The 21,778-nt window shown below is 47.9% G+C and carries 19 protein-coding genes, 1 tRNA gene, 1 pseudogene and 1 riboswitch; of the genes and pseudogenes, 6 read left to right on the top strand and 15 right to left on the bottom strand.

The window, feature by feature from the left end; translation table 11 throughout:
• The 5 genes from G5S52_RS22740 to G5S52_RS22720 form a co-directional block, all read right to left on the bottom strand.
• The coding region (locus G5S52_RS22740; RefSeq protein ID WP_165018746.1) for an ATP-binding cassette domain-containing protein at positions 1-291 on the bottom strand (291 nt) is incomplete at its 3' end.
• A gap of 9 nt (positions 292-300) precedes the next feature.
• On the bottom strand, positions 301-1,212 hold the full coding sequence (oppC, locus tag G5S52_RS22735) for an oligopeptide ABC transporter permease OppC (RefSeq protein ID WP_156168210.1): 912 nt from the start codon (positions 1,210-1,212) through the stop codon (positions 301-303).
• A 13-nt stretch (positions 1,213-1,225) separates the two neighbouring features.
• The gene (oppB, locus tag G5S52_RS22730; protein WP_165018744.1) at positions 1,226-2,149 is read right to left on the bottom strand and encodes an oligopeptide ABC transporter permease OppB; all 924 of its coding nucleotides are present in this window, start codon (positions 2,147-2,149) and stop codon (positions 1,226-1,228) included.
• Between the two features lie 72 nt (positions 2,150-2,221).
• A complete protein-coding gene (locus G5S52_RS22725) occupies positions 2,222-3,862 on the bottom strand; it encodes an ABC transporter substrate-binding protein (RefSeq protein WP_165018742.1) in 1,641 nt (546 codons plus the stop codon).
• A 630-nt stretch (positions 3,863-4,492) separates the two neighbouring features.
• Positions 4,493-4,651: a hypothetical protein gene (locus G5S52_RS22720; protein WP_165018740.1), complete on the bottom strand. Its 159-nt coding sequence runs from the start codon at positions 4,649-4,651 to the stop codon at positions 4,493-4,495.
• Between the two features lie 795 nt (positions 4,652-5,446).
• Here G5S52_RS22720 and G5S52_RS22715 point away from each other — a divergent pair.
• Positions 5,447-7,962: pseudogene (locus G5S52_RS22715) on the top strand (glycosyl hydrolase family 18 protein).
• Between the two features lie 77 nt (positions 7,963-8,039).
• Here the strand turns inward: G5S52_RS22715 and moaE are convergent.
• From moaE to moaA, 5 genes are all read right to left on the bottom strand, one after another.
• A complete protein-coding gene (gene moaE, locus G5S52_RS22710) occupies positions 8,040-8,480 on the bottom strand; it encodes a molybdopterin synthase catalytic subunit MoaE (protein WP_165018738.1) in 441 nt (146 codons plus the stop codon).
• A gap of 3 nt (positions 8,481-8,483) precedes the next feature.
• Positions 8,484-8,690, bottom strand: a complete 207-nt coding sequence (gene moaD / locus G5S52_RS22705) for a molybdopterin synthase sulfur carrier subunit (protein WP_368737495.1) — start codon at positions 8,688-8,690, stop codon at positions 8,484-8,486.
• A 34-nt stretch (positions 8,691-8,724) separates the two neighbouring features.
• A complete protein-coding gene (gene moaC, locus G5S52_RS22700) occupies positions 8,725-9,204 on the bottom strand; it encodes a cyclic pyranopterin monophosphate synthase MoaC (protein ID WP_039850558.1) in 480 nt (159 codons plus the stop codon).
• A 3-nt stretch (positions 9,205-9,207) separates the two neighbouring features.
• Positions 9,208-9,720 (bottom strand): molybdenum cofactor biosynthesis protein B, encoded by a 513-nt coding sequence (gene moaB / locus G5S52_RS22695; RefSeq protein ID WP_002541950.1) that lies wholly within the window; start codon positions 9,718-9,720, stop codon positions 9,208-9,210.
• A 37-nt stretch (positions 9,721-9,757) separates the two neighbouring features.
• Positions 9,758-10,744, bottom strand: coding sequence for a GTP 3',8-cyclase MoaA (gene moaA, locus G5S52_RS22690; RefSeq protein ID WP_165018734.1), 987 nt, complete (start codon positions 10,742-10,744; stop codon positions 9,758-9,760).
• A riboswitch (molybdenum cofactor riboswitch) is annotated at positions 10,733-10,868 on the bottom strand. It overlaps the preceding gene by 12 nt.
• A gap of 486 nt (positions 10,869-11,354) precedes the next feature.
• Here moaA and G5S52_RS22685 point away from each other — a divergent pair.
• Together G5S52_RS22685 and yvcK are read left to right on the top strand one after the other, a co-directional pair.
• Positions 11,355-11,924 (top strand): LON peptidase substrate-binding domain-containing protein, encoded by a 570-nt coding sequence (locus tag G5S52_RS22685; RefSeq protein WP_002541953.1) that lies wholly within the window; start codon positions 11,355-11,357, stop codon positions 11,922-11,924.
• Positions 11,925-12,087: 163 nt separating this feature from the next.
• A complete protein-coding gene (yvcK, locus tag G5S52_RS22680) occupies positions 12,088-12,975 on the top strand; it encodes a uridine diphosphate-N-acetylglucosamine-binding protein YvcK (protein ID WP_165018732.1) in 888 nt (295 codons plus the stop codon).
• Here the strand turns inward: yvcK and G5S52_RS22675 are convergent.
• The 3 genes from G5S52_RS22675 to uvrB form a co-directional block, all read right to left on the bottom strand.
• Positions 12,937-13,296: an Hpt domain-containing protein gene (locus G5S52_RS22675; RefSeq protein ID WP_002541956.1), complete on the bottom strand. Its 360-nt coding sequence runs from the start codon at positions 13,294-13,296 to the stop codon at positions 12,937-12,939. The genes yvcK and G5S52_RS22675 overlap by 39 nt on opposite strands.
• Positions 13,297-13,299: 3 nt before the next feature.
• The gene (gene luxO, locus G5S52_RS22670) at positions 13,300-14,751 is read right to left on the bottom strand and encodes a quorum-sensing sigma-54 dependent transcriptional regulator LuxO (protein ID WP_165018730.1); all 1,452 of its coding nucleotides are present in this window, start codon (positions 14,749-14,751) and stop codon (positions 13,300-13,302) included.
• A 303-nt stretch (positions 14,752-15,054) separates the two neighbouring features.
• Entirely contained in the window at positions 15,055-17,079 is a 2,025-nt protein-coding gene (uvrB, locus tag G5S52_RS22665) for an excinuclease ABC subunit UvrB (protein ID WP_165018728.1), read from the bottom strand.
• A 176-nt stretch (positions 17,080-17,255) separates the two neighbouring features.
• Here uvrB and G5S52_RS22660 point away from each other — a divergent pair, with 176 nt between their 5' ends.
• Positions 17,256-17,984, top strand: a complete 729-nt coding sequence (locus G5S52_RS22660) for an SDR family NAD(P)-dependent oxidoreductase (RefSeq protein ID WP_165018748.1) — start codon at positions 17,256-17,258, stop codon at positions 17,982-17,984.
• A 2-nt stretch (positions 17,985-17,986) separates the two neighbouring features.
• Positions 17,987-18,832, top strand: a complete 846-nt coding sequence (locus G5S52_RS22655) for an amidohydrolase family protein (protein ID WP_165018726.1) — start codon at positions 17,987-17,989, stop codon at positions 18,830-18,832.
• 66 nt (positions 18,833-18,898) lie between these two features.
• On the opposite strand, the gene G5S52_RS22650 is transcribed toward G5S52_RS22655, so the two are convergent.
• Both G5S52_RS22650 and G5S52_RS22645 read right to left on the bottom strand, forming a co-directional pair.
• Positions 18,899-20,074, bottom strand: coding sequence for a mandelate racemase/muconate lactonizing enzyme family protein (locus G5S52_RS22650; RefSeq protein ID WP_165018723.1), 1,176 nt, complete (start codon positions 20,072-20,074; stop codon positions 18,899-18,901).
• 33 nt (positions 20,075-20,107) lie between these two features.
• Entirely contained in the window at positions 20,108-20,875 is a 768-nt protein-coding gene (locus tag G5S52_RS22645; RefSeq protein ID WP_165018721.1) for a class II aldolase/adducin family protein, read from the bottom strand.
• Positions 20,876-21,631: 756 nt separating this feature from the next.
• Here G5S52_RS22645 and G5S52_RS22640 point away from each other — a divergent pair.
• Positions 21,632-21,707 (top strand) — tRNA-Asn (locus G5S52_RS22640).
• Positions 21,708-21,778: the final 71 nt, after the last annotated feature.

Below are 21,778 nucleotides of genomic sequence, written 5' to 3'. Positions count from 1 at the left end.
GGGGTCCTGGAAAATCATCGCGATTTGTTCCGCGCGGATTTTGTTCAGTTCCTTCTCTGGAAGGTTCAGGATCTCATTGCCTTCAAATTTAGCGCTGCCGGAAACAACGCCGTTTTTCGCCAGCAAACCCATGATAGAGAACACGGTCTGGCTTTTACCTGAACCCGACTCACCGACGATACCCAGCGTTTCGCCACGGTCGAGAGAGAAGTTCAGGTCGTTAACTGCGGTCACAGACCCATCCTGGGTTTTAAACTCTACGCGCAGATCTTTTACATCTAACAGGCTCATACTTCCTCCTTATCGATCCTTCGGATCCAGCGCGTCACGCAAACCATCACCCACATAGTTAAAGCAAAGCAGTGTAGTGACCATAAACAGCGTTGGGAAAGCCAACTGCCAGATTGCCAGTTCCATGGTTTGGGAACCTTCCTGCAGCAGCGCGCCCCAGCTCGTCATTGGTTCTTGAACACCTAGGCCCAAGAAGCTCAGGAATGACTCAATCAAGATCATGGTTGGGATAAGTAGGGTTGAGTAAACCGCAACGATACCCAGCACGTTCGGTACAATATGACGGAGGATAATATTCTTGGTGCTAACACCACATACGTGTGCCGCTTCGATAAATTCCTTGTTACGCAAGCTGAGTGTCTGGCCACGTACGATACGTGCCATATCCAGCCAGGCAATAGCACCGATAGCCACGAAAATCAGGAAGATGTTACGGCCAAAGAAAGTCACCAATACGATAACCAGGAACATGAATGGAATCGCATTCAGAATTTCCAGAATACGCATCATCACGCGGTCAGTTCGGCCGCCAATATAGCCGGACGTTGCACCGTAAATGGTACCAATCACAACCGCCACCAAGGCGCCCATCAGACCTACCATCAGTGAGATTTGACCACCAACCAGAGTGCGGACATAGATGTCACGACCCAGCGCATCAGTACCAAAAATATGGCCTTCTTCGCCGAAAGACGGTGCAGCGTGCATCGCATACCAATCGGTATCATCAAACGCATAAGTCGCGAACATTGGACCGATCAATACCCATGCAGTGATACACACCAGAATGAAAAGACTGGTCATTGCGGCTTTGTTACGCATAAAACGGATACGCGCATCTTGCCAAAGGCTTCGACCTTCTACTTCCAGCTTCGCCGAGAAATTTTCGATAGCTTCGTTATTTTCTTCTCTTTTTAAAATCATGATTCAAACCTCAATAACGAATCTTCGGATCCAGCCACGCCAGAAGAATATCGACGATGGCGTTGAAGATAATAAACAGCGCACCAATCAGAATGGTGACACCCAGAACCAATGAATAGTCCCGGTTGAAGGCTGCGTTAACGAACAACTTACCGATACCTGGCAGACCAAAGATGGTTTCAATGACCACCGAGCCGGTAATGATGCCCACGAACGCTGGTCCCATGTACGAGACCACCGGCAGCAGCGCTGGACGCAGAGCGTGCTTGATAACGATGTATCGCATACTCAGGCCTTTCGCTTTCGCGGTTCGGATAAAGTTACTGTTCAGGGTTTCAATCATGCTGCCACGTGTAATACGGGCAAACGTAGCGATATACAGGAATGACATGGCAACAATCGGCAGAACCATGTACTGGATTGCACCGCCATTCCAACCACCCGCTGGGAGCCAACCCAGACCGATGGAAAAGATATAGATCAGTACTGGGGCAAGAACGAAAGACGGTAATACAACCCCAAACATCGACGTGGACATGATGAGGTAGTCCACCCAACTGTTTTGCCGTAACGCGGCGATGGTGCCGACAGTGACCCCGATAATGACGGTCACGATAAATGCATAAAAACCTACTTTTGCAGAAACAGGCAGTGCAGAGGCGATCAGTTCGTTGACGGTATAGTCTTTGTATTTAAAAGAAGGACCGAAGTCACCGCGCAGTACCACGTTGCCAAGATAGGTGGTGTATTGCTCAAACAGTGGCTTATCCAAACCATATTTGGCGTTGATGTTTTGCATTACCTCTTGTGGCAATGTTTTTTCTGAAGAAAAAGGATTTCCGGGCGCAAAACGCATCAAGAAAAAGGAAATCGTAATCAATACCAAGAGGGTTGGTATCGCTTCCAGTGTACGAGTAAAAATCAATCTAAACATAAAGCATCCTACTTATGTTCGAAAAAGCATGCGCCTGCAGCATGGCAACAGGCGCATGGAGTGACGCTATTATTATTCTGCGATGATGAACATATCTTTCGAGTAGATATTGTCTTGCGGGTTTTGGTCTGGGTAGCCACCTACGTGCGTGCCAACCAAGCGAGGTTGTACGTACTGGTAGATAGGCGCGATTGGCATGTCTTGCGCCAGTTGCGCTTCAGCAATCGCGTAGAAGTTATTACGCTCAGCTTCAGTTTTCGCTACTTTAACCGCGTCGTTCATTGCTTTATCGAAGACATCGCTTGAGTACTTCTGGTCATTCGAGCCATTCTCAGTCATCGCGATAGCCAGGAAGGTAGATGCTTCGTTGTAGTCCGCACACCAGCCTGCACGACGTACATCAAAGTTGCCCTGCTTACTGTTGTCCAGGTAGGTTTTCCACTCTTGGTTTTCCAGCGTGACATTCACGAAGTTACCCAGAGATTTTTTCCACATAGACTGGATTGCAACGGCAATCTTCTTGTGGTTTTCACTGGTGTTGTACAGCAGAGTGAAGTCCAGAGGCTGACCAGGACCGAAGCCTGCTTCTTCCAGCAGTTTCTTCGCTTCTGCGATGCGCTCTTTCTGCGTCATCTTCGCGTATTCTGGTGCTTCTGGTGCGAAGCCAGTAATACCGCTATGAGTCAGCGCGTAAGCAGGCTTTTGGCCTTGACCCAGAATCGCTTTAGTGACGATGTCGCGGTCAATAGTGTAAGACAGCGCTTTACGAACACGCACATCGTCGAACGGTGCTTTCTGAGTATTGAAACCGTAGTAGTAAGTACACAGGTTAGGTGAAACCACTACATTGTCTGGGTATTGCTTAGCCAGACGGCGGAACTGCTCGTTAGGCACTTCATAAGTGATATCGATTTCGCCAGAAAGGAAGCGGTTCATTTCCGCATTCTGGTTTTCGATTGGCAGGAAAGTTACCTGATCGATAACTGTATCTTTGTTATCCCAGTAGTTTGCATTGCGCTCGAGAACAATTTTTTCGTTCACTACCCAGTCAGACAATACAAAAGCACCGTTACCCACAAAGTTTCCTGGTTTGGTCCAAGAATCACCGTGTTTTTCAACTGTTGCTTTGTGTACAGGGTACATGGTGGTGTGCGCCATCATCTTCACGAAATATGGCAGCGGAACTTCAGTTTCAATGACCAGTGTGCGGTCATCAATAGCTTTAACAGCCAGCTCGCTTGCTGGTTTCTTCCCGGCAATAACGTCTTTCGCATTCTTCATCTTGGTATATTCAATGTACCAAGCGTATGGGGAAGCGGTTGCTGGATCGGCTGCACGTTTAAAGCTGTATTCAAAATCTTGCGCGGTTACCGGGTCACCATTTGACCACTTAGCGTCTTCGCGGATCTTAAAAGTGAAAGTTTGGTTATCTTCAGTGCTCCAAGACTCCGCTGCTCCCGGGATAGTGGTACCCACTGCATCCTGAATAACCAGACCTTCCATCAGGTCACGCAATACATGGGCCTCAGGCACACCTTCTACTTTATGTGGGTCCAAAGACGCCACTTCAGTACCGTTACCACGAACGAGCTCTTGCTTAGGTGACAGTTTTACACCGGCAGGTACTTCCGCTGCTGTTGCCGTGAAAGAGGTAGCGGCTACCGCCATGCCTGCGCCAAGTAACAGCGCCTGAGTGATTTTGTTCTTATACATGCAGATACTCCAATTTATCCTTCAGTTGCATCCATGACACTCTCCGCGACCATAAAACGGGAAGCGAATTAAGCTGCTTACCGCCACAAAACATAGGTGCTTTACGGAGAATTGTTTGGAACATTACCAAGCATCAAAGCAATTTGCCACAAAAACGACAAAAAAAGTCACATATATCTAACATAACGAGCATTATCAGCATCTATCACTATTTCATTGCACTGCATTGAACATATGCTTCACCTTCAGATGCAATCAAAGTGAAATATTGTAGATATCGCCTAAAAAGCATATTTTTTAAGCATTAAAGTCTGGTGTTATCGGTATCTTTTACAACAAAAATCGTTAATATCAGCCGTTTAAAAAACAATCAAAAGCGTATTCATTCACTATTCATGAATAGAATTTACACCCTCCAAACCAACAATAGATGACACCAAGCTTTGTAAAGCACTGAAAATAATCACCAAGCCATTGATTTTACAATTTGTTAAACTATTTTTGCCGCATAACTTAAGTGGTCAGTGGATAAATATTGGTCATTGTCGTGACCAAACATGTCGCACATTCGCGAAGGCAATAAAAAAGCCAGTTGGAATCAACTGGCCTATGAATGGAAGTGAGTGGTTTTTACTTTTGCTGATCTTGCGTTTGAAGAGGATCCTGGTCCGCACTTTTCTGCTCTTTGCCCTCAACAAGAGTTCCAGTATTGCTCTCACTCATGTCATCTGTCAGAACCTCTTGCAGCATCTGCTTCATCTTTTTATTACTAATACGTCTATGTCCCATTGTGATCCTCCTGATTGATTCATTCCACCATGGCACACTCAACTGCGGTGCACATTCGCTGATTTACCAACACATCTTTGTGTTACTTACCAGCAATAAAAGTGTAGCAAAGCCTATCCGCTCCCCCGCTCCACATTTGAAACAATGAGAGAGCGAGCACGTAGACGCCTAAAAACACTACAAATTATAATGTTTTAATAACTTACGGTAATAAAAAAATTGCTGGTTAGAATTTATTCGTTCTAATTAGAGATGTGACACAGATTAAATTGTGAAAGTCTTAAATATTGCGCACTATGTCTCTGTACCGATGTAATGAAAGTTTGTTTTATCGGCACTGAGGTGCAACAACCAGAATTAATCAACAATTAAACAAAGAGACGATCACGAAAATGAGACCTGCCGGTTCCCAATCCAGACCTCTGTGCTCTCGCGTCCGACATGGCTTTATTCCTTCTGCCAAAAAGCAGGCAAACGAAGAAAAAGCAAAAGGCACCCGTTGATACACAGTTCATTATGTAAATGAATAACCTCTCTACCGAGAGGTTATTTTTTTCCTGCAAACTTAATTCACCAAGACGATAAAGTGTGCGATTTTTGTGATGGCCTGTTCAAAAACCACCCGCAATGTAACGAGCTCGTTACTTTTTTCTCTTCTACACCTCTAATTCCTTACCCTCTGATTTTGCTTTAAATCTGTTTCTTACCAAGTATCAGGACAGAGTCAGCGCAGATTGGCTCATATTCACGCGATGAATAGATAATTCTCGCAATAAATTTTCGAGGGATATTAAGATGAACAAACGGGCTTTTCTAAAGGGGCTACTCGCAGCCTCTATCGCCAGCGCTACCGCTGCGCCAGCCATGGCGGCACCTGGCGCACCAATTATCGCTTGGGGTGAAACAAACTTTGCAATTATCGAAGTCAACGATGCAGCGACTGCTTATAAAGATCTAGTGACTGTAAAACCTTACGCAGAAGTGCCGGTTTCATGGGATCGCTGGTCCGGTGAACCTGGTGATACTTGGCGAGTACTCCTTAACGGCCAAGTTGCTCACGAAGCGTCAGTCACTCCATCTGCCAGCCAGAAAGAGTCTGCCATTGTGCAGGTTGCTAAAGGTGGCAAATATGACATGGTCGTAGAACTGTGTAGTGGAACCGGTGCTGCGCAAGCTTGTACCCAAAGTGCACCAAAACAGATTGTTGTTGCAGACACAGATGGTAGCCACCTTGACCCACTGCCAATGAACGTTGATCCAAACAATGGCAACTACAACACACCAGCAGACACCGTTGTCGGTGCATACTTTGTTGAGTGGGGTGTGTACGGTCGTAAATTCCCAGTAGACAAAATTCCAGCGCAAAATCTGACTCACATCATTTATGGCTTCGTGCCAATTTGTGGTAACAACCCTTCTCTTGCTGATGGCCCGCTAGCTGCACTGAACCGCGCTTGTGCTGGCTTACCAGATTACGAAGTCGTGATTCACGACCCTTGGGCTGCAGTTCAAATGCCTCACCCACAATCAGGTCAAAGCTACTCTTCTTCTTACAAAGGTACCTATGGTCAGATCATGGCGCTGAAACAGCGTTACCCTGATCTAAAATCCTGCCTTCAATCGGCGGCTGGACACTGTCTGACCCATTCTACGAGTTTGGCGATAAAGCTAAGCGCGACAAGTTCGTCGCTTCTGTGAAGAAATTCCTGCAAACGTGGAAATTCTATGACGGTGTAGACATCGACTGGGAATACCCAGGTGGCTTGGGTGCTAACCCGAACCTCGGCGATCCTGCGAAAGATGGCGACACTTACGCAGTGCTGATGCAAGAACTACGTGCAATGCTGGATGAGCTTTCTGCTGAAACTGGCCGCACGTACGAACTGACCTCAGCGGTTGGTGTTGGCTATGACAAAATTGCCAACGTTAACTATGTAGATGCTGTTCCGTACATGGATTACATCTTCGCCATGACTTACGACTACTACGGCGGTTGGAACAATGTTGTCGGTCACCAGGCCGCACTGGACTGTGGCAGCCATATGTCTGCTGACGAGTGTGCAGGTAAAGGTGTCGATGCTGAAGGCAAACCTCGTAAAGGCCCTGCATACACAACGAAAAACGGCGTAAACCTTCTGCTTGAAAAAGGCGTTCCACCTGAAAAGCTCGTTATCGGCGCAGCTATGTATGGCCGTGGCTGGACAGGCGTATCTGAAGCAAGCATGTCAGATCCAACTAACCCAATGACGGGTGTAGGTAACGGCAAAGTTGCTGGCTCTTGGGAAGATGGCGTTATCGACTACAAAGATATCGTGACTAAGTACATCAACAACCCTAATGTTATCCAAGGCTATGACGAGCAAGCGGATGCTCCGTGGGTATACGACCCATCAAACGGTGACTTGATCACGTACGATGACAAACGCTCTGTGATGGCTAAAGGCGCTTACGTTCGCCAGAACAACTTCGCGGGTCTGTTTGCATGGGAGATCGATGCAGACAACGGTGATATCCTGAACGCAATGCAAGAGTCACTTGCAGGTGGTCCAGTTGACCCTGTTAACAAAGCACCTGTCGCCAATGCTGGTGCAGATGTTACCGTTAACGCAGCGGGTGCTGTAGCACTTGATGGCTCAGCGTCGAAAGATACTGACGGGCAAGTTGTTTCGTACAGCTGGAAACAAACTTCAGGCCCTTCCGTTGCACTGACTGGCGCAAGCACTGCAACCGCATCTGCGGATATCCCAGCAGTCACTACAGATACCCAGTTCGTGTTCTCACTGACAGTGACCGACGATAAAGGCGCAACTGCGACCGATACTGTTGTGGTGACTGCTAAAGCAAAAGCTGTTGATCCAGTCAACGAAGCACCAGTAGCCGCGCTGACAGCACCAGCGACAGCGAATGCAGGTGATGTGGTTCTGGTGGATGCTAGCGGTTCAAGCGATGCAAACAATGATGCACTGACTTATACTTGGGATGTTCCAGCGGGTGTGACTGCAACACAAAACGGCGCTTCACTGACTTTCACTGCGGGTAGCTACTCAGTAGATACAACACTGACATTCTCAGTGACCGTATCTGATGGCAAGCTGACCGACTCTGCAACCGTATCGGTTGTCGTCGCGAAAGATGAGCCTGTCGTGACTTGTCCTAACGCTTGGGCTGAAGGTACTGTTTACAACTCAGGTGACGTTGTGACTCATAAAGGTGTTGAGTACTCTGCCAAGTGGTGGACCACCAACGAAGAGCCTGGCACAACTGGTCAATGGGGTGTTTGGAAAGAACTGGGCGCAGCAAGCTGCCAGTAATCTAAACCTATAACCAGTGAAACGACAAAGGGATGCATTTGCATCCCTTTCTTTGTTTAAATGAAGCCTAATAATAATTACCAGCGCTTTGCTGCGTCCTCATCACTGTCACGCGCTTCAATCCAGCGCTCTTTATCAGACAGACGTTCTTTTTTCCAAAATGGCGCTTTGGTTTTCAGGTAATCCATCACAAACTCACATGCTTCAAACGCAGCGCCACGGTGCGCACTGGAAACACCCACAAACACAATTTGGTCACCGATATCCAGGGCACCTACTCGGTGGATAACGCGAACATGTGTCAGCGGCCATCGTGACTTGGCTTGCTCGACAATCTCAGCCAAAGACTTTTCCGTCATGCCTGGGTAATGCTCCAAGGTCAGGCCCGTGACATTGTCACCAAGATTCATGTCTCGAACTTTGCCGATGAAGGTCACGATAGCGCCATCGCCAGCATGATCATTCAATCGCTGGTATTCTTCTGCGACGGAGAAATCCTGTTCTTGTACCGAGATCATTGATCAGCCTCCGGTCACCGGTGGGAAAAAGGCAACCTCGTCACCTGCTTTCACTGGCGATGACAACTCAGAAATAGTCTGGTTGATTGCCACCAGAAGCTTACCCTGCTCCAGTGCCAAAGCCCATTTATCGCCTTTTTCTGCAAGATGCTGACGAATGTCTTCGGCAGATTGGAACTCACCTTCCAGTGTCAGAGACGCCGTGCCCACCAACTCTTTAACTTGCGCAAAAAGAGTACCTGAATCATCCTTCCACCTTAAAGTGTCCTGATTTACCGCCCGTTTTTTCCAGCAGACGAACCTGACTGATCACCATGTCTTTTTGCACAGCCTTACACATGTCGTAGATTGTCAGTGCTGCCACTGAAGCAGCCGTCAGCGCTTCCATTTCAACACCTGTTTTACCGGAAAGTTTACAAACTGATTCGATACGCACCTGCGATGTTTCTGGCAAAGCCTCCAGTGATACTTCCACTTTCGACAACATCAAAGGATGACAAAGAGGAATCAAATCCCAGGTACGCTTAGCAGCTTGAATACCTGCTATGCGTGCTGTTGCGAACACATCACCTTTGTGGTGCTTGCCTGAAACAATCAGCGCCAGAGTATCCGCCGCCATGGTCACAAATGCTTCCGCGCGTGCCTCTCGAACCGTTTCCGCTTTCGCGGAAACATCCACCATGTTTGCCTCTCCAGAGGCATTAATATGTGTAAAGCCGCTCATCAATTATTTACCCAGGTGCGGCATGAAGTTACATGGACGGTGGCTCGCATCCAACTGCTGCTTAATAATGCCATTCCAACCAGTGCGGCATGCCCCTGTTGAACCTGGCATCCCAAAAATGACAGTGTGGTTAGCAAAACCGGCAATCGCGCGAGACTGAATGGTTGACGTGCCAATTTCTTGGTAAGAAATCGCACGGAACAGCTCACCAAAACCCTCCACTTCTTTGTCGAAAAGTGGTTTCAGCGCTTCTGGCGTGCTGTCGCGGGAAGTAAAACCTGTACCGCCAGTGATCAACACAGCCTGTACGTTTTCGTCAGCAATCCACTGGGAAACAATCGCGCGGATCTTGTAAATGTCATCAATAACGATTTTTTTATCCGCAAGTTGATGACCCGCATCTTGCAGTGCATCAACCAGGAACTTGCCTGACGTATCGTTTTCTTCAGTGCGAGTGTCGGAAACAGTCAGGACTGCAATTTTTGCAGGGGAAAACTCAGTAACAGCGTGACCCATAAAATTTGAACCTCAATGAATGATGTCTTGAACGGCGTTATCCGCCTATAGAAGCCAGGTGCGGCGTCATGCCTGTGTGCCCCTGATCTAGAAAATGACTTTGCTTTTTGTTTGCCAAAGCGTTCTGAATTCGTGCTATCAGTGCCTTTTCCTGCGTATCGTCCTGAAGCAAATCACGGAGTTCAACGCCGTAATCACCAAACAAGCACATGTGGAGCTTGCCTACTGCAGAGACGCGGAGACGATTGCAAGAATCACAGAAATCTTTCTTGTACGGCATGATGAGACCAATCTCACCGGTATAGTCTGGGTGGCAGAACACTTCTGCAGGGCCATCGCTTTGATTGCGGACCTTCATAATCCAACCATTAGCGATCAAGTGATTTCGGATAGACACACCAGACACATGGTGATTCTCAAACAGGGAATTCATCTCGCCCGTTTGCATCAACTCGATGAATCTCAGTTGGATTGACTTATCTTTTATCCAATTCAGAAAGGCGGGTAACTCTCCGCTGTTCAGGTCTTTCAGCAACACAGCATTGACCTTTACTTGCTCAAACCCCTCATCGAAAGCGGCATCAATACCACGCATCACCTGATGGAATTTATTCTCACCGGTGATCTGATGGAACATACGAGGATCAAGGCTATCAACACTGACGTTGATATTGGTCAGACCCGCTTCACGCCATTCCTTTGCATGCTTCTCAAGACGATAGCCATTGGTTGTCATGGCAATTTTCTCAATGCCCTTCTGCTCGGAAATCATAGAAACAATGTCAGTGAAATCTTTGCGTAGCGTGGGTTCACCGCCCGTAATACGCACTTTAGAGGTACCACAATCAGCAAACGCAGCTACCACACGATGAAGCTCATCCAACGTCAGGAAGCTTGAGTTTTTTTGCGTAGGCTTATAACCGTCCGGTAAGCAATACGTGCAACGGAAGTTACAGACATCAGTAATAGACAACCTCAAGTAATAAAACTTGCGGTTGAAGGAATCTTCAAATTGAACAGCCACGAAACACCTTTCCAAATACGGGAGACGGACACATTTCTATGGCCGCCCTGGTGACTCAGGGTCACGGCCTAACCCGCATATTCTGGCGAACTTAGCGTGATAGGCTTCGGAGTTACCTGCGTCCGGTATTATCACTTGTGACAATAAGACCGGAGCTTTAAGCATAATCTAGCAAAATTTATCTTTCGCTAACAAGAAATGTCCCTCACTTTCGTGCAGATATGCCAACGCCTTAACTTTTTACTCACTGTCTCAAAACACAAACAGATCTGAGACGGAACCTTAACGCACAATTTTGTCACAACCGATGTGTGGGATGTCTATTTGGACTTGGAAACGGAAATTTCAAGCCAACACCTCTTTTCCGTTCCATACTCAATCAAGGCAAAACGTGATGTCATTGCATTTTGATAGTTCGCTAATCGCAAATTCGAATTGCATTTTGCGACATGGAAAATGAAATGTCCGCAAAATCAGTCATGTAATGTCTGGGCATTGAAATTGCACTGTCGATTGTACGACACGGGTATCTAAGTAGTTCCGATATTAAACACATAAGAAAAGGTGGCTCAGGGAAGAAGTGCTAAGCCGCCAGCAAAACCGGGAGCTAATGATGACAATTACTTTGCCAATCCTCTTCAACAACCGTCATATCCTCCCTTCCGGCCGTCTACCGTTGCGCGTGACCCCGGGAGAACAGTTGAACACCGTGAAGTATGCGATGCGTAACGGCATGGACATCGGCGTTTGCATGGACGAAACCAGCCCTATTGGCGCAGGTATTGGAACAAGAGTCACTATCGAAGATTTCAGCGTGGCTGCAGACAGCGGCGCGCTGACGATAACAGTCTGCGGGCACGAAAGCTTTGTGATCGACAGCATTAAGGAAAACGAAGCTGGCGTTGTCGAAGCCGTCTGCCAAACTCTGCCAGCATGGCCGGAACGTGCAGTCAGTAACGACGCTCAACCTTTGGCAGAGCGCCTGCTGATTATGTTTGAGCGCTATCCTGAGCTGAGCTCGTTGCACAAAAAACCAAACTTTGATGACTTAAGCTGGCTTTGCCAGCGCTGGTTGGAATTGCTACCAATACCCGCGAGTGAAAAACAAGTTCTCATGGCTGCGCATACCTGCAGTGACACCGCAGAATACCTACTCAGCCTGATGAAAGATCCTCACTAATCTTTCCCACCCTCACCGCTTAAAAAGACCAGTTCAGGCTGGTCTTTTTTTGTTCTTTGCGTGACCGGAAACCTAAAAATTGGTCAAAAAGACGAGAGAAAACGCATTCTTTTTCGAGTCATACCTTATTATTGGCAATAGAAACGAATAAAAACGAAGTGCGATGAAACAACCAAAACATAAAATCGTTGCTGTTGGTGGTGGGCATGGCCTAGGTCGTGTCTTGTCGGCGCTGCGCGAGCACGGAGAGCTTGTCACAGGTGTTGTAACAACAACAGACAATGGCGGCTCTACCGGCCGGATACGTGCCTGCCAGGGCGGGATTGCCTGGGGTGATACCCGAAACTGCATTAATCAGCTAATTACTGAGCCTTCAATCGGTTCAATGATATTCGAGTACCGGTTTAAAGGTAACGGTGAGCTTGATGGTCATAACTTGGGCAATTTAATGCTGACAGCATTGGACAACCTGTCTATCCGCCCACTTGAGGCTATCAACCTGATTCGGGACATGCTTAAGGTATCCACCCATATTGTTCCGATGTCTGAGCACCCTGCCGATCTGGCTGCGCAAACCAGCACAGGGGAAGTGATTGCAGGCGAAACAGATGTAGATGAATTACCCGAACCACCAGCTCGTTTGATGTTGGAACCGGTTGTTCCAGCAACCAAAGAAGCGGTAATGGCTATTCAAGAAGCAGATCTGGTGGTGTTGGGGCCGGGAAGCTTCCTCACCAGTGTGATGCCGCCTCTGTTGTTGCCGGAAATAAACCGGGCACTCAAGCAAACGCAAGCCAAAGTTATCTTTATCCGAAATCTAGGAAAGGAACACGGGCCTGCAGGGCAAATGTCTCTCAAAACCATGCTGAATTGGTGTGAACGCTCTATGGGTGGTCGCGGAATAGATTTGGTATTGGGACCGGATATCGATGAAGAGCTCGGCGATGAGCACCAGCAAGTGGTGGCAGACTTGGCCTCTGCCAACCACCAGTGGCGTCATGACAGGGACAAATTATCCCAGTCGATCGAGCAGATCTTGCTGACCTGCTAACGCTTTATATTGAACTGCAGTACCCTGCAGCATTGTTGTCAGACGAGGCAATTGGTCATGAACCCATGATTCTTGGCCTTGTTTGACACGAGATTCACACTCACGTGCCAATTCTGCCAATTCGTCTGCGCCGAAACTGGCCGCGCTACTTTTGATCGCGTGGCTAATTTCACGTACCTGCATTGCGCTTGGTGCTTCTGAAAGTTGATCTGAATATCGGGTTAGTTCGTCACTAAATACCACGAGAAGCGAAGATACCGTGTCTTCGCCTACTTCAACCGCCAGCCGCCGCAACGTCTCATGATTCACTGTCGACGCCATAACTCAGTTCCTTTTTTCTTGTGATTCTTGCCAACTTTGCAGCTTGCGATAAATAGTCGATGGGCTCACTTCCAACAGACCTGCAGCCTGTGGGATGTTTCCATCACACGCGTCAATCGCAATTTGTATCGCTCGCTTTTCAACCAACCAAAGAGGTTCAATGTCAGCTTTCGTCACTGTCCCCTGGTTTACTAACGCTGGCGCGACAGCAAAATTTTCGTCGCGCGAAGGAGCAATTGCAGCTTGCGCAGTTGCTCTAGCAGGAGTAGATGCAATTTTGACACCAGAAACTGTATTTAGCGGCGGTGGCAGCATTTGTTCTGTGACTTCTCGCGCATTGTGTAACACGACAATATTGCGAATAACGTTCTGCAACTGGCGAACGTTTCCGGGCCATTCGTAGGTCAACAGACGGCTGGTCACCTCAGCATTGAAGGTACGAAAATCTTTTCCTTCCTCCATCGCAAACATCAGCAACAGCGATTGCGCGATCTCAACCACGTCTTCACCACGATCACGCAGAGGAGGCAATGCCAACGGAATAACGTGTAGTCGGTAGTAGAGATCCTCACGGAAATTGCCTTGCAGCACTTCTTCCCACGGATCACGGTTTGTCGCACAAACAAACCGCACATCGACTTGTTTTACTTTGGAAGAACCTACTTTCTGGAAGGTTCCCGTTTGAATAAAACGCAGCAGTTTGGATTGAAGATCCAAATCCATTTCGCAGATTTCATCCAAAAACAGGGTGCCACCATCGGCCATTTCCGCCGCACCTTCGCGCTCGGACGCGGCACCAGTAAAGGCACCTTTTACATGGCCAAACAATTCACTCTCAATGAGATCTTTTGGTATCGCTGCACAGTTGATCGCCACGAACGGCTTTTTGGCACGTGAGCTTGCCGCATGCACGGCCTCCGCACACACCTCTTTACCTGTGCCACTTTCACCCGTAATGAATACCGTGGCTTTACTCGGCGCTGCCGAGTCGATAACGCGATAAACCGCCTGCATCGGAACACTGTGACCAATAAAGCCGTAGTATGCTCCCTCAGGTGATTGCCCTCCGATTTTACTCTTTGGTTTCAGCGCGTTATTGACAGTTACCCGTAACAAGTCCGCCTCGCACGGCTTGATCAGAAAATCACTCGCCCCGTAACGCATGGCTTCAACTGCCGCATCAATTGATCCATGCGCAGTCATGATCACCACCGGAATGTCTGGGTGGTGTTGTCGAATTTCGGAAAGCACGTCGAAACCAGAAATATCAGGCAAGCGCAGATCCAAAAGAACTAATGAAAAACTGCCTGAAGAAAAATGGTGGATGGCCTCTTGGCCAGTACTTGCAATCTCAACCTCAACATCAAGTGGGTTAAGATAAGACTTGTACAAAGCAGCCACTGAAGCGGTGTCTTCCACCATTAAAATGCGTTTTTTGGCGCCAGAATCTAGCATTGAACCCCCGCCATCGATCCCCAAATAAATCTATCTTTTTATTAGAAAGTCAGTACCAGTATAACGCCGATTTTTGTCTACACAGCACTATCGGCGCGTTTTGCATTGCAATTTGCAAAAGAAATTGCAAATAAGATTGTTCTAATGAACTGAAATTGCGATATTGAGCGGCAAAAATGTTGGCACACTTACTGCATTATTAAAAGCGACCCTTCTGGGTCACCTAGCCAACTGACGTTGTTTGTGAGCACTTCGTTCACTGAAACAAGATAGCCAACCGACCTATTTGCGGTTGGCTTTTTTTTAGCTGTTTCGAATGAATAATGCACGCAAATCAGCGATTTCGTCTCGCAAGCCCGCTGCTGTTTCAAACTCCAGGTTTTGCGCAGCTTCATACATTTTCGCTTCCAATTTCTGGATCTGAGCTTCAATTTGCTGTGGTGATTTTGCCACATAAGCGGCATCATCTTCTGCCACTGCCTTAAGTGAAGACGACACTTTTGGCTTCTGCGGCCGACGTTTGCCGCCCAGCTCCATGACATCCGCGATTTTTTTGTTGAGCTTCTGGGGAACAATACCATGCTCTTCATTGTGAGCCTGTTGTTTCGCCCGACGACGCTCTGTTTCTTCTATTGCTCGCTGCATGGAGCCAGTAATAGTGTCACCGTATAGAATTGCCTTACCAGCAAGGTTACGCGCAGCACGTCCGATAGTCTGAATAAGCGAACGGTCTGAGCGCAGGAAGCCCTCTTTATCAGCATCCAGAATCGCCACCAGAGAGACTTCTGGCATATCTAGGCCTTCTCGCAGTAAGTTAATCCCCACCAGAACATCAAATTCACCCAGTCGTAAATCCCGGATGATTTCTACCCTCTCGACTGTATCGATGTCTGAATGCAAGTAACGAACACGCACGTCGTGCTCTTCCAGATATTCTGTCAGGTCCTCTGCCATGCGCTTGGTCAGTGTAGTCACCAACACGCGCTCATCTTTCTGCGTACGGAGACGAATTTCAGAGAGCAGATCATCCACTTGGGTTGCTACTGGACGCACTTCTATTTCTGGGTCAAGAAGACCCGTTGGTCGCACAACCTGATCAGCGATTTCACCATCAGATTTTTCCAGTTCGTATTTACCCGGCGTTGCAGACACATAGACGGTTTGCGGTGCCAGCGCTTCGAACTCGTCAAACTTGAGCGGACGGTTATCCAGAGCTGAAGGTAATCGGAAGCCATACTCCACCAGCGTTTCTTTACGCGAGCGGTCACCTTTAAACATTGCGCCTATCTGCGGCACAGTAACGTGCGATTCGTCGATGATCAGAAGGCCATCAGCAGGCAGGTAGTCAAACAGTGTTGGAGGCGGCTCCCCTTCCGTTCGGCCACTCAAGTAGCGAGAGTAGTTCTCAATGCCTGAGCAATAGCCCAGCTCCTGCATCATTTCTAGGTCAAACAGGGTGCGCTGGGAAATACGCTGCTCTTCAATTAGTTTATTGTTCTCTAACAGGACTTTTTTTCGATCAGCCAATTCAACTTTGATGTGTTCAATAGCGTCTAGAATTTTCTCTCGCGGCGTCACGTAGTGGGTTTTCGGATAAATCGTCGCCCGAGGCAGATTACGTTCAGAAATCGATCCCGTCAGCGGGTCAAAGACGCTGATGCATTCCACTTCATCATCAAATAGCTCAATACGGATAGCATCACGATCAGATTCCGCAGGGAAGATATCAATCACTTCACCGCGAACGCGGAAGGTACCGCGACTAAAAGCCTGATCGTTTCGGGTGTATTGAAGCTCAGCAAGCCGTCGCAGAATAGAGCGCTGCTCAATCATGTCCCCACGGCGCAGGTGCAACATCATCTTGAGATAAGAATCAGGATCACCCAAACCGTAAATCGCAGAGACGGAAGCAACAATCACCACATCGCGGCGTTCCATCAGGGCTTTGGTGGCGGAAAGACGCATCTGCTCAACGTGTTCGTTGATAGACGCATCTTTTTCAATAAAGGTGTCGGAAGCAGGCACATACGCTTCTGGTTGGTAGTAGTCGTAATAAGAAACGAAATACTCCACCGCATTTTCCGGAAAGAACTCTCGCATCTCACCGTATAACTGCGCTGCCAGCGTTTTGTTAGGCGCCAGTATCATGGTTGGACGTCCCGCTTCAGCAATCACATTGGCCATGGTATAGGTCTTCCCCGACCCCGTCACACCCAACAGCGTTTGGTGTGCAAGACCAGAATCCAGTCCATCCAACAACTGGTTGATGGCGGTAGGCTGATCGCCTGCGGGTTTAAATGGCGATTGCAGTTTAAAAGTCTTGCCCATCTTGCTTCCGTGACTCAATCATCAAACCACTCATTTTGCGCGCTCAGTCCCCTAAGTCAACTGACAAGATACTGACAAGGCTCGGAGTTGTTGACACACTCGGTTTCCACACCGAAGATCTCTTCCATACTAAAGAGGTCGGCACAGCCCACCAACATGAATATCTGAGGAAAATGATGAAAAAAGTAGCGGTAGTAACCGGTGGCTCAGTAGGGATCGGCCTCGCGGTCGTCGATGGATTTATTGCAGAGGGATACACCGTTTACTCATTGGATATTCAGCAAGGCCCTCGCGGAAACTGGGTGGATTGCAATGTGACGGACTCAGCCGCTGTCGATGCCGCTGTTAATCAGGTCATTGCAAACGAAGGTCAGATTGATGCTCTGGTGTGTAACGCCGGTATCCATTTCAGCTCAAACATTGAAAACACCAGTGAAGAAGATTTCGATCGCGTCATGAGCATCAATGTCAAAGGCGCTTACTACGCGATTCGTGCTTGCCTGCCAGCCATGAAAGCGGCGAAATCTGGCAGTATCGTGCTGCTTGGTTCAGACCAATGCACCATCGCTAAAGGCAATTCCTTTGCTTATAACCTGAGTAAGCACGCCATTGCGTCGATGGCAAAAACCACTGCGCTGGATTATGCCTTGTTTAACATTCGCGCCAACGCCGTATGTGCAGGCACCACAGAGACGCCGCTTTATCACAAAGCAATTGATGCCTACTGCGAACGTTCGGGAGCAGATAAAGAAGCCGTTCATAAAGAAGAAGGCAATCTGCAACCACTGGGACGTATCGCTCAACCTGAAGAAGTTGCCAACATGGTCATTTTCCTGGCGAGCGACAAAGCCAGTTTTATCACGGGCAGCCTTCATGCTGTTGATGGCGGCTACACGGCTCAGTAGCCATGAAATTTATCGATCCTCACCTGCATTTATTCGATCGCCAGAAAGGTAAATACGGTTGGCTGCAAACTGGCAATCCCCCCTTCTGGCAGGATAAAGCCGTTATACAAAGGGACTTTTCTGAATCAGACTTGCAGGTTTCTGCACCCGCAGAACTTGCGGGCTTTGTGCACGTTGAAGCAGGGTTCGATAATCAAGCTCCCTGGCGAGAAATCGAATGGCTGGAAAGCACCTGCCAATTGCCATTCAGAAGCATTGCCTGTGCCGACCTGACTCTCTCTTCCGAAGCCTTCAGTGATCAGGTGACGCGCTTAAAGACGCTGAGCTCTGTGGTGGGGGTTCGACATATTCTGGATGACGACGCAGTATCCTTGTTAAGCAATCAGCAGGTAAAACGGAATCTCGCGCATCTAGAAAAAGAAGGAGTGATCTTCGAAGCGCAATTTGATGCCAACGACGACAGAGCGGTTACAGCATTTATCGATGTCATTGGTCACTTACCTTCTCTCAATGTTGTCCTTAACCACGCTGGTTTTCCACCGCCAGCAGATTCTTCGGGTTGGAAGGAGAATATTGGGAAGCTTTCTGGTTTGAATAACCTTTGGGTGAAGGCCTCAGGCTGGGAAATGACGGACAGGCACTTTCCGGTTAATACTATTGCGCAAACCATCGAAACTTTAATTGCCGCATTTGGGCATGACCGAGTCATGCTGGCGAGCAATTTCCCTCTGACACTGTTTAGAACGTCTTACACAGAGCTTTGGCAGGACTATCTGGCACTCAATCTTCCTTGGGAAGTCCTCCAGAAGGTCATGTACCAAAACGCCTCCACGTTTTATCGTTTTTAGGCTGAACGACAGAGAAAAAACAACCCGCTCAAAGGCGGGTTGTTTCTTAACTATCCGATCGAGCGATTACTTAATCTCAATACGTGGTGAGCGCATGACCACTTCATCGTTCAGCTCAATGCCGATACCCGGCTCTTCCGATACCTCAAAGAAGCCATTCACTGGCTGAGGATCCTGAATACAAAGTTCGCGGTTCCACGACTTAATCGCATAAGTGTGGTGCTCATGGATCAGGAAGTTTGGAATTGCCGTTTCCAGATGTAATGAGGCCGCAGTCGCCACGGGGCCACCACAAACGTGCGCCTGAATGCGAACATCAAAGATGTCTGCGTAATCACAGACTTTCTTAGTTTCAGTAAAGCCGCCACACAGGCCGATATCCGGCTGCAGCACGTCAACACTTTGATCTTCCAGATACGGGCGCACACCCCAACGGTTATACAAACGCTCGCCACCGGCAATTGGCACATTGACGCGGTCAGCCACTTTCTTATGCAGGGAATGGTTGAGATAGTTCACCGGCTCTTCGTAATACATGCAGTCGAACTCTTCAGCGATCTCACCCAGCTGAATCGCCGTTGTTGCACCCGGCAAGCTGTGGCATTCAAAAATGATGTCCACTTCGTCACCTACCGCTTCACGAATGGCTTTCATACGCGCGCGGTACAATTTCATTTCTGCACGGGAAATGATTTTGGTGCGCTCGTAGTAGGTGTTGCCATCTTTGTCGTACATGATTGGGTCAACCTTGACCGCATCATAACCTTCGGCGATCGCTTTAATCGCCGCTTCTGCATACTCTTCCGGCTGTGACAGTGCTTTGAACTCTTTGTCCCAATCAAACTGAAGCTGAGACGCATAAGTACGCAGCTTGTCATTTACCTTGCCGCCCAGAAGTTGATAGACAGGAAGGCCAAGTGCCTTTCCTTTAATATCCCAAAGCGCCGTATCAATCGCACTCATCGCTGCATAGACAACAGGACCACCACCTAATCCCCAGAAACTCTCTCGCAGCATGCGTGACCACAGCATTTCGGTCTGGAATGGGTCATGACCAATTAAGAATGCTTCGGCCATTTCTTTAATCATGTTTGCGGCTGCGCTATGCCCCAAATCGTAAGCAAGACCTGCCTCGCCCACACCACTGATCCCTTCATCAGTGTGAATACGCACAAATACCGGGTTCCAAGGCGGTCTTTCCGGGCAATGAATATCGAAAACTTCGACTGACGTGACTTTCATCCATGTACTCCAAATCGTCTTTTTATTTTGTCTTTATTCCATAAAGCTTGGGTCAATGCGCCAAGCTTTTCGAAGAAGTGATGGCCAAGCGAGTTGCCCGCCTGTCGCACCGGAATGAACAACATTTGCCTGAGCAAAAATATTATCCTGAATAGGCTGAGGAACAGAAATTGCCTCTTTGCCTGCTGCTTGCAACATTAACTGAACTTCGCAAGCGCGCTGCATATCGTAAAAACGCATGAAAGCGTCGCCCACGGTTGGGCCTAAGGTTAAACCACCATGGTTGACCAACAACATATGATTGGTGTCACCAAGATCTTCCTGTAATCGCTTTCGCTCATCCGCATTTACCGCAAGACCTTCGTACCCATGATAAGAAAGCGAGGGCAGTGAGAACATCGAATACTGGCTAAGTGGAAGTAAACCCTCTTTTTGACTCGCGACTGCAATGGTTTCATTGGTGTGCAGGTGGATTACACAGTGTGCATCAGAACGCACTTCATGGATTGCACTGTGAATGGTGAAACCGGCAGGGTTAATCGTGAAAGGGGTGTCGTCGAGGATATTTCCATCCAAATCAACTTTTACCAGATTTGACGCGGTGACTTCGTCAAATGCCACACCAAAGGCATTCACCAGATAAGTATCGGTATCAGGTATACGTAAAGAGAGATGCGTGTAGATAAGGTCATCCCAGCCCATATGGGCGACGAGACGATAGCAAGCCGCTAGGTCGACTCGACGTTGCCATTCAATCTCGCTGATTTTTCCTTTGAGGTTCAGTTTGGGTAGCGCTTCCACTATTTATTCCTTTTATGCTTGTTCCCTGCCCTTTCAGCTTGTCTTATTTGTGCTCGACAGGCAAATAACTGGCGAATTTGTGCGGCCTTGGGAAGAAAATAATTAACACGGACAATGTGCACAACTCGAAATTATCATTTACCGATGATCAACTGGACAAAAATCATTCAATCACTTTGTATTTAAAGCTTTTCGTACTAAAGCGCTCAATTCTTCCTCTACTCAGCATACTCAACAATGAGATCTGATGGGGATAAAAGTGTTGATTAACACACTTATCCACAGATTTTGTGGGTAACCCTCGCGAAGGCAAACCAGAAAAGTGTTCCAAAATGTCAAACCCTTTTTCTCATATTCAACAGTAAATCGACTGATAGCACACTAAAAGCACTTATGAGAGCTATATCACACTATCAGTTTGCCGGATCTCGTTGCCATCTTACGCATTTGAACCACTGGGTAGACACATCTGACTTCAGCGCTGTTTAAGTTTTGTTCAATCTAAGTTAGACCCCTATCCGAAACGTAAAGACTTACGCAAACATATAGACTTTTAGGGATGTGGTGATGGCGATTGAAATTTTTTAAATAGACAGAGATCCAAGCCTTTATTTGCAGCATACAAAGCCCACAGAACAAAAAATCAGCCAATCTTGATCGTACATTAAGCAGATGATTTAAATTCCTCAAAATGTGCGTTTTCGGTGGTTGACAGCCTACAGGGCGATAGCTAAGATTCGCCCCGCTTTGAGCGATTCCCCCTTAGTTCAGTCGGTAGAACGGCGGACTGTTAATCCGTATGTCGCTGGTTCAAGTCCAGCAGGGGGAGCCACTTTTCGTTAGCTTGTCTAAGAACGAGTTGACCGTCAGGATTGTCGCTTCGCGATATGTCACTGACCTAGG

It is taken from the genome of Grimontia sedimenti (assembly GCF_011045095.1).
GTDB classification, from domain to species: domain Bacteria; phylum Pseudomonadota; class Gammaproteobacteria; order Enterobacterales; family Vibrionaceae; genus Enterovibrio; species Enterovibrio sedimenti.
The sequence above is the reverse complement of the archived record's forward strand: the minus strand, read 5'-3'. Positions and strand labels throughout refer to the sequence as shown.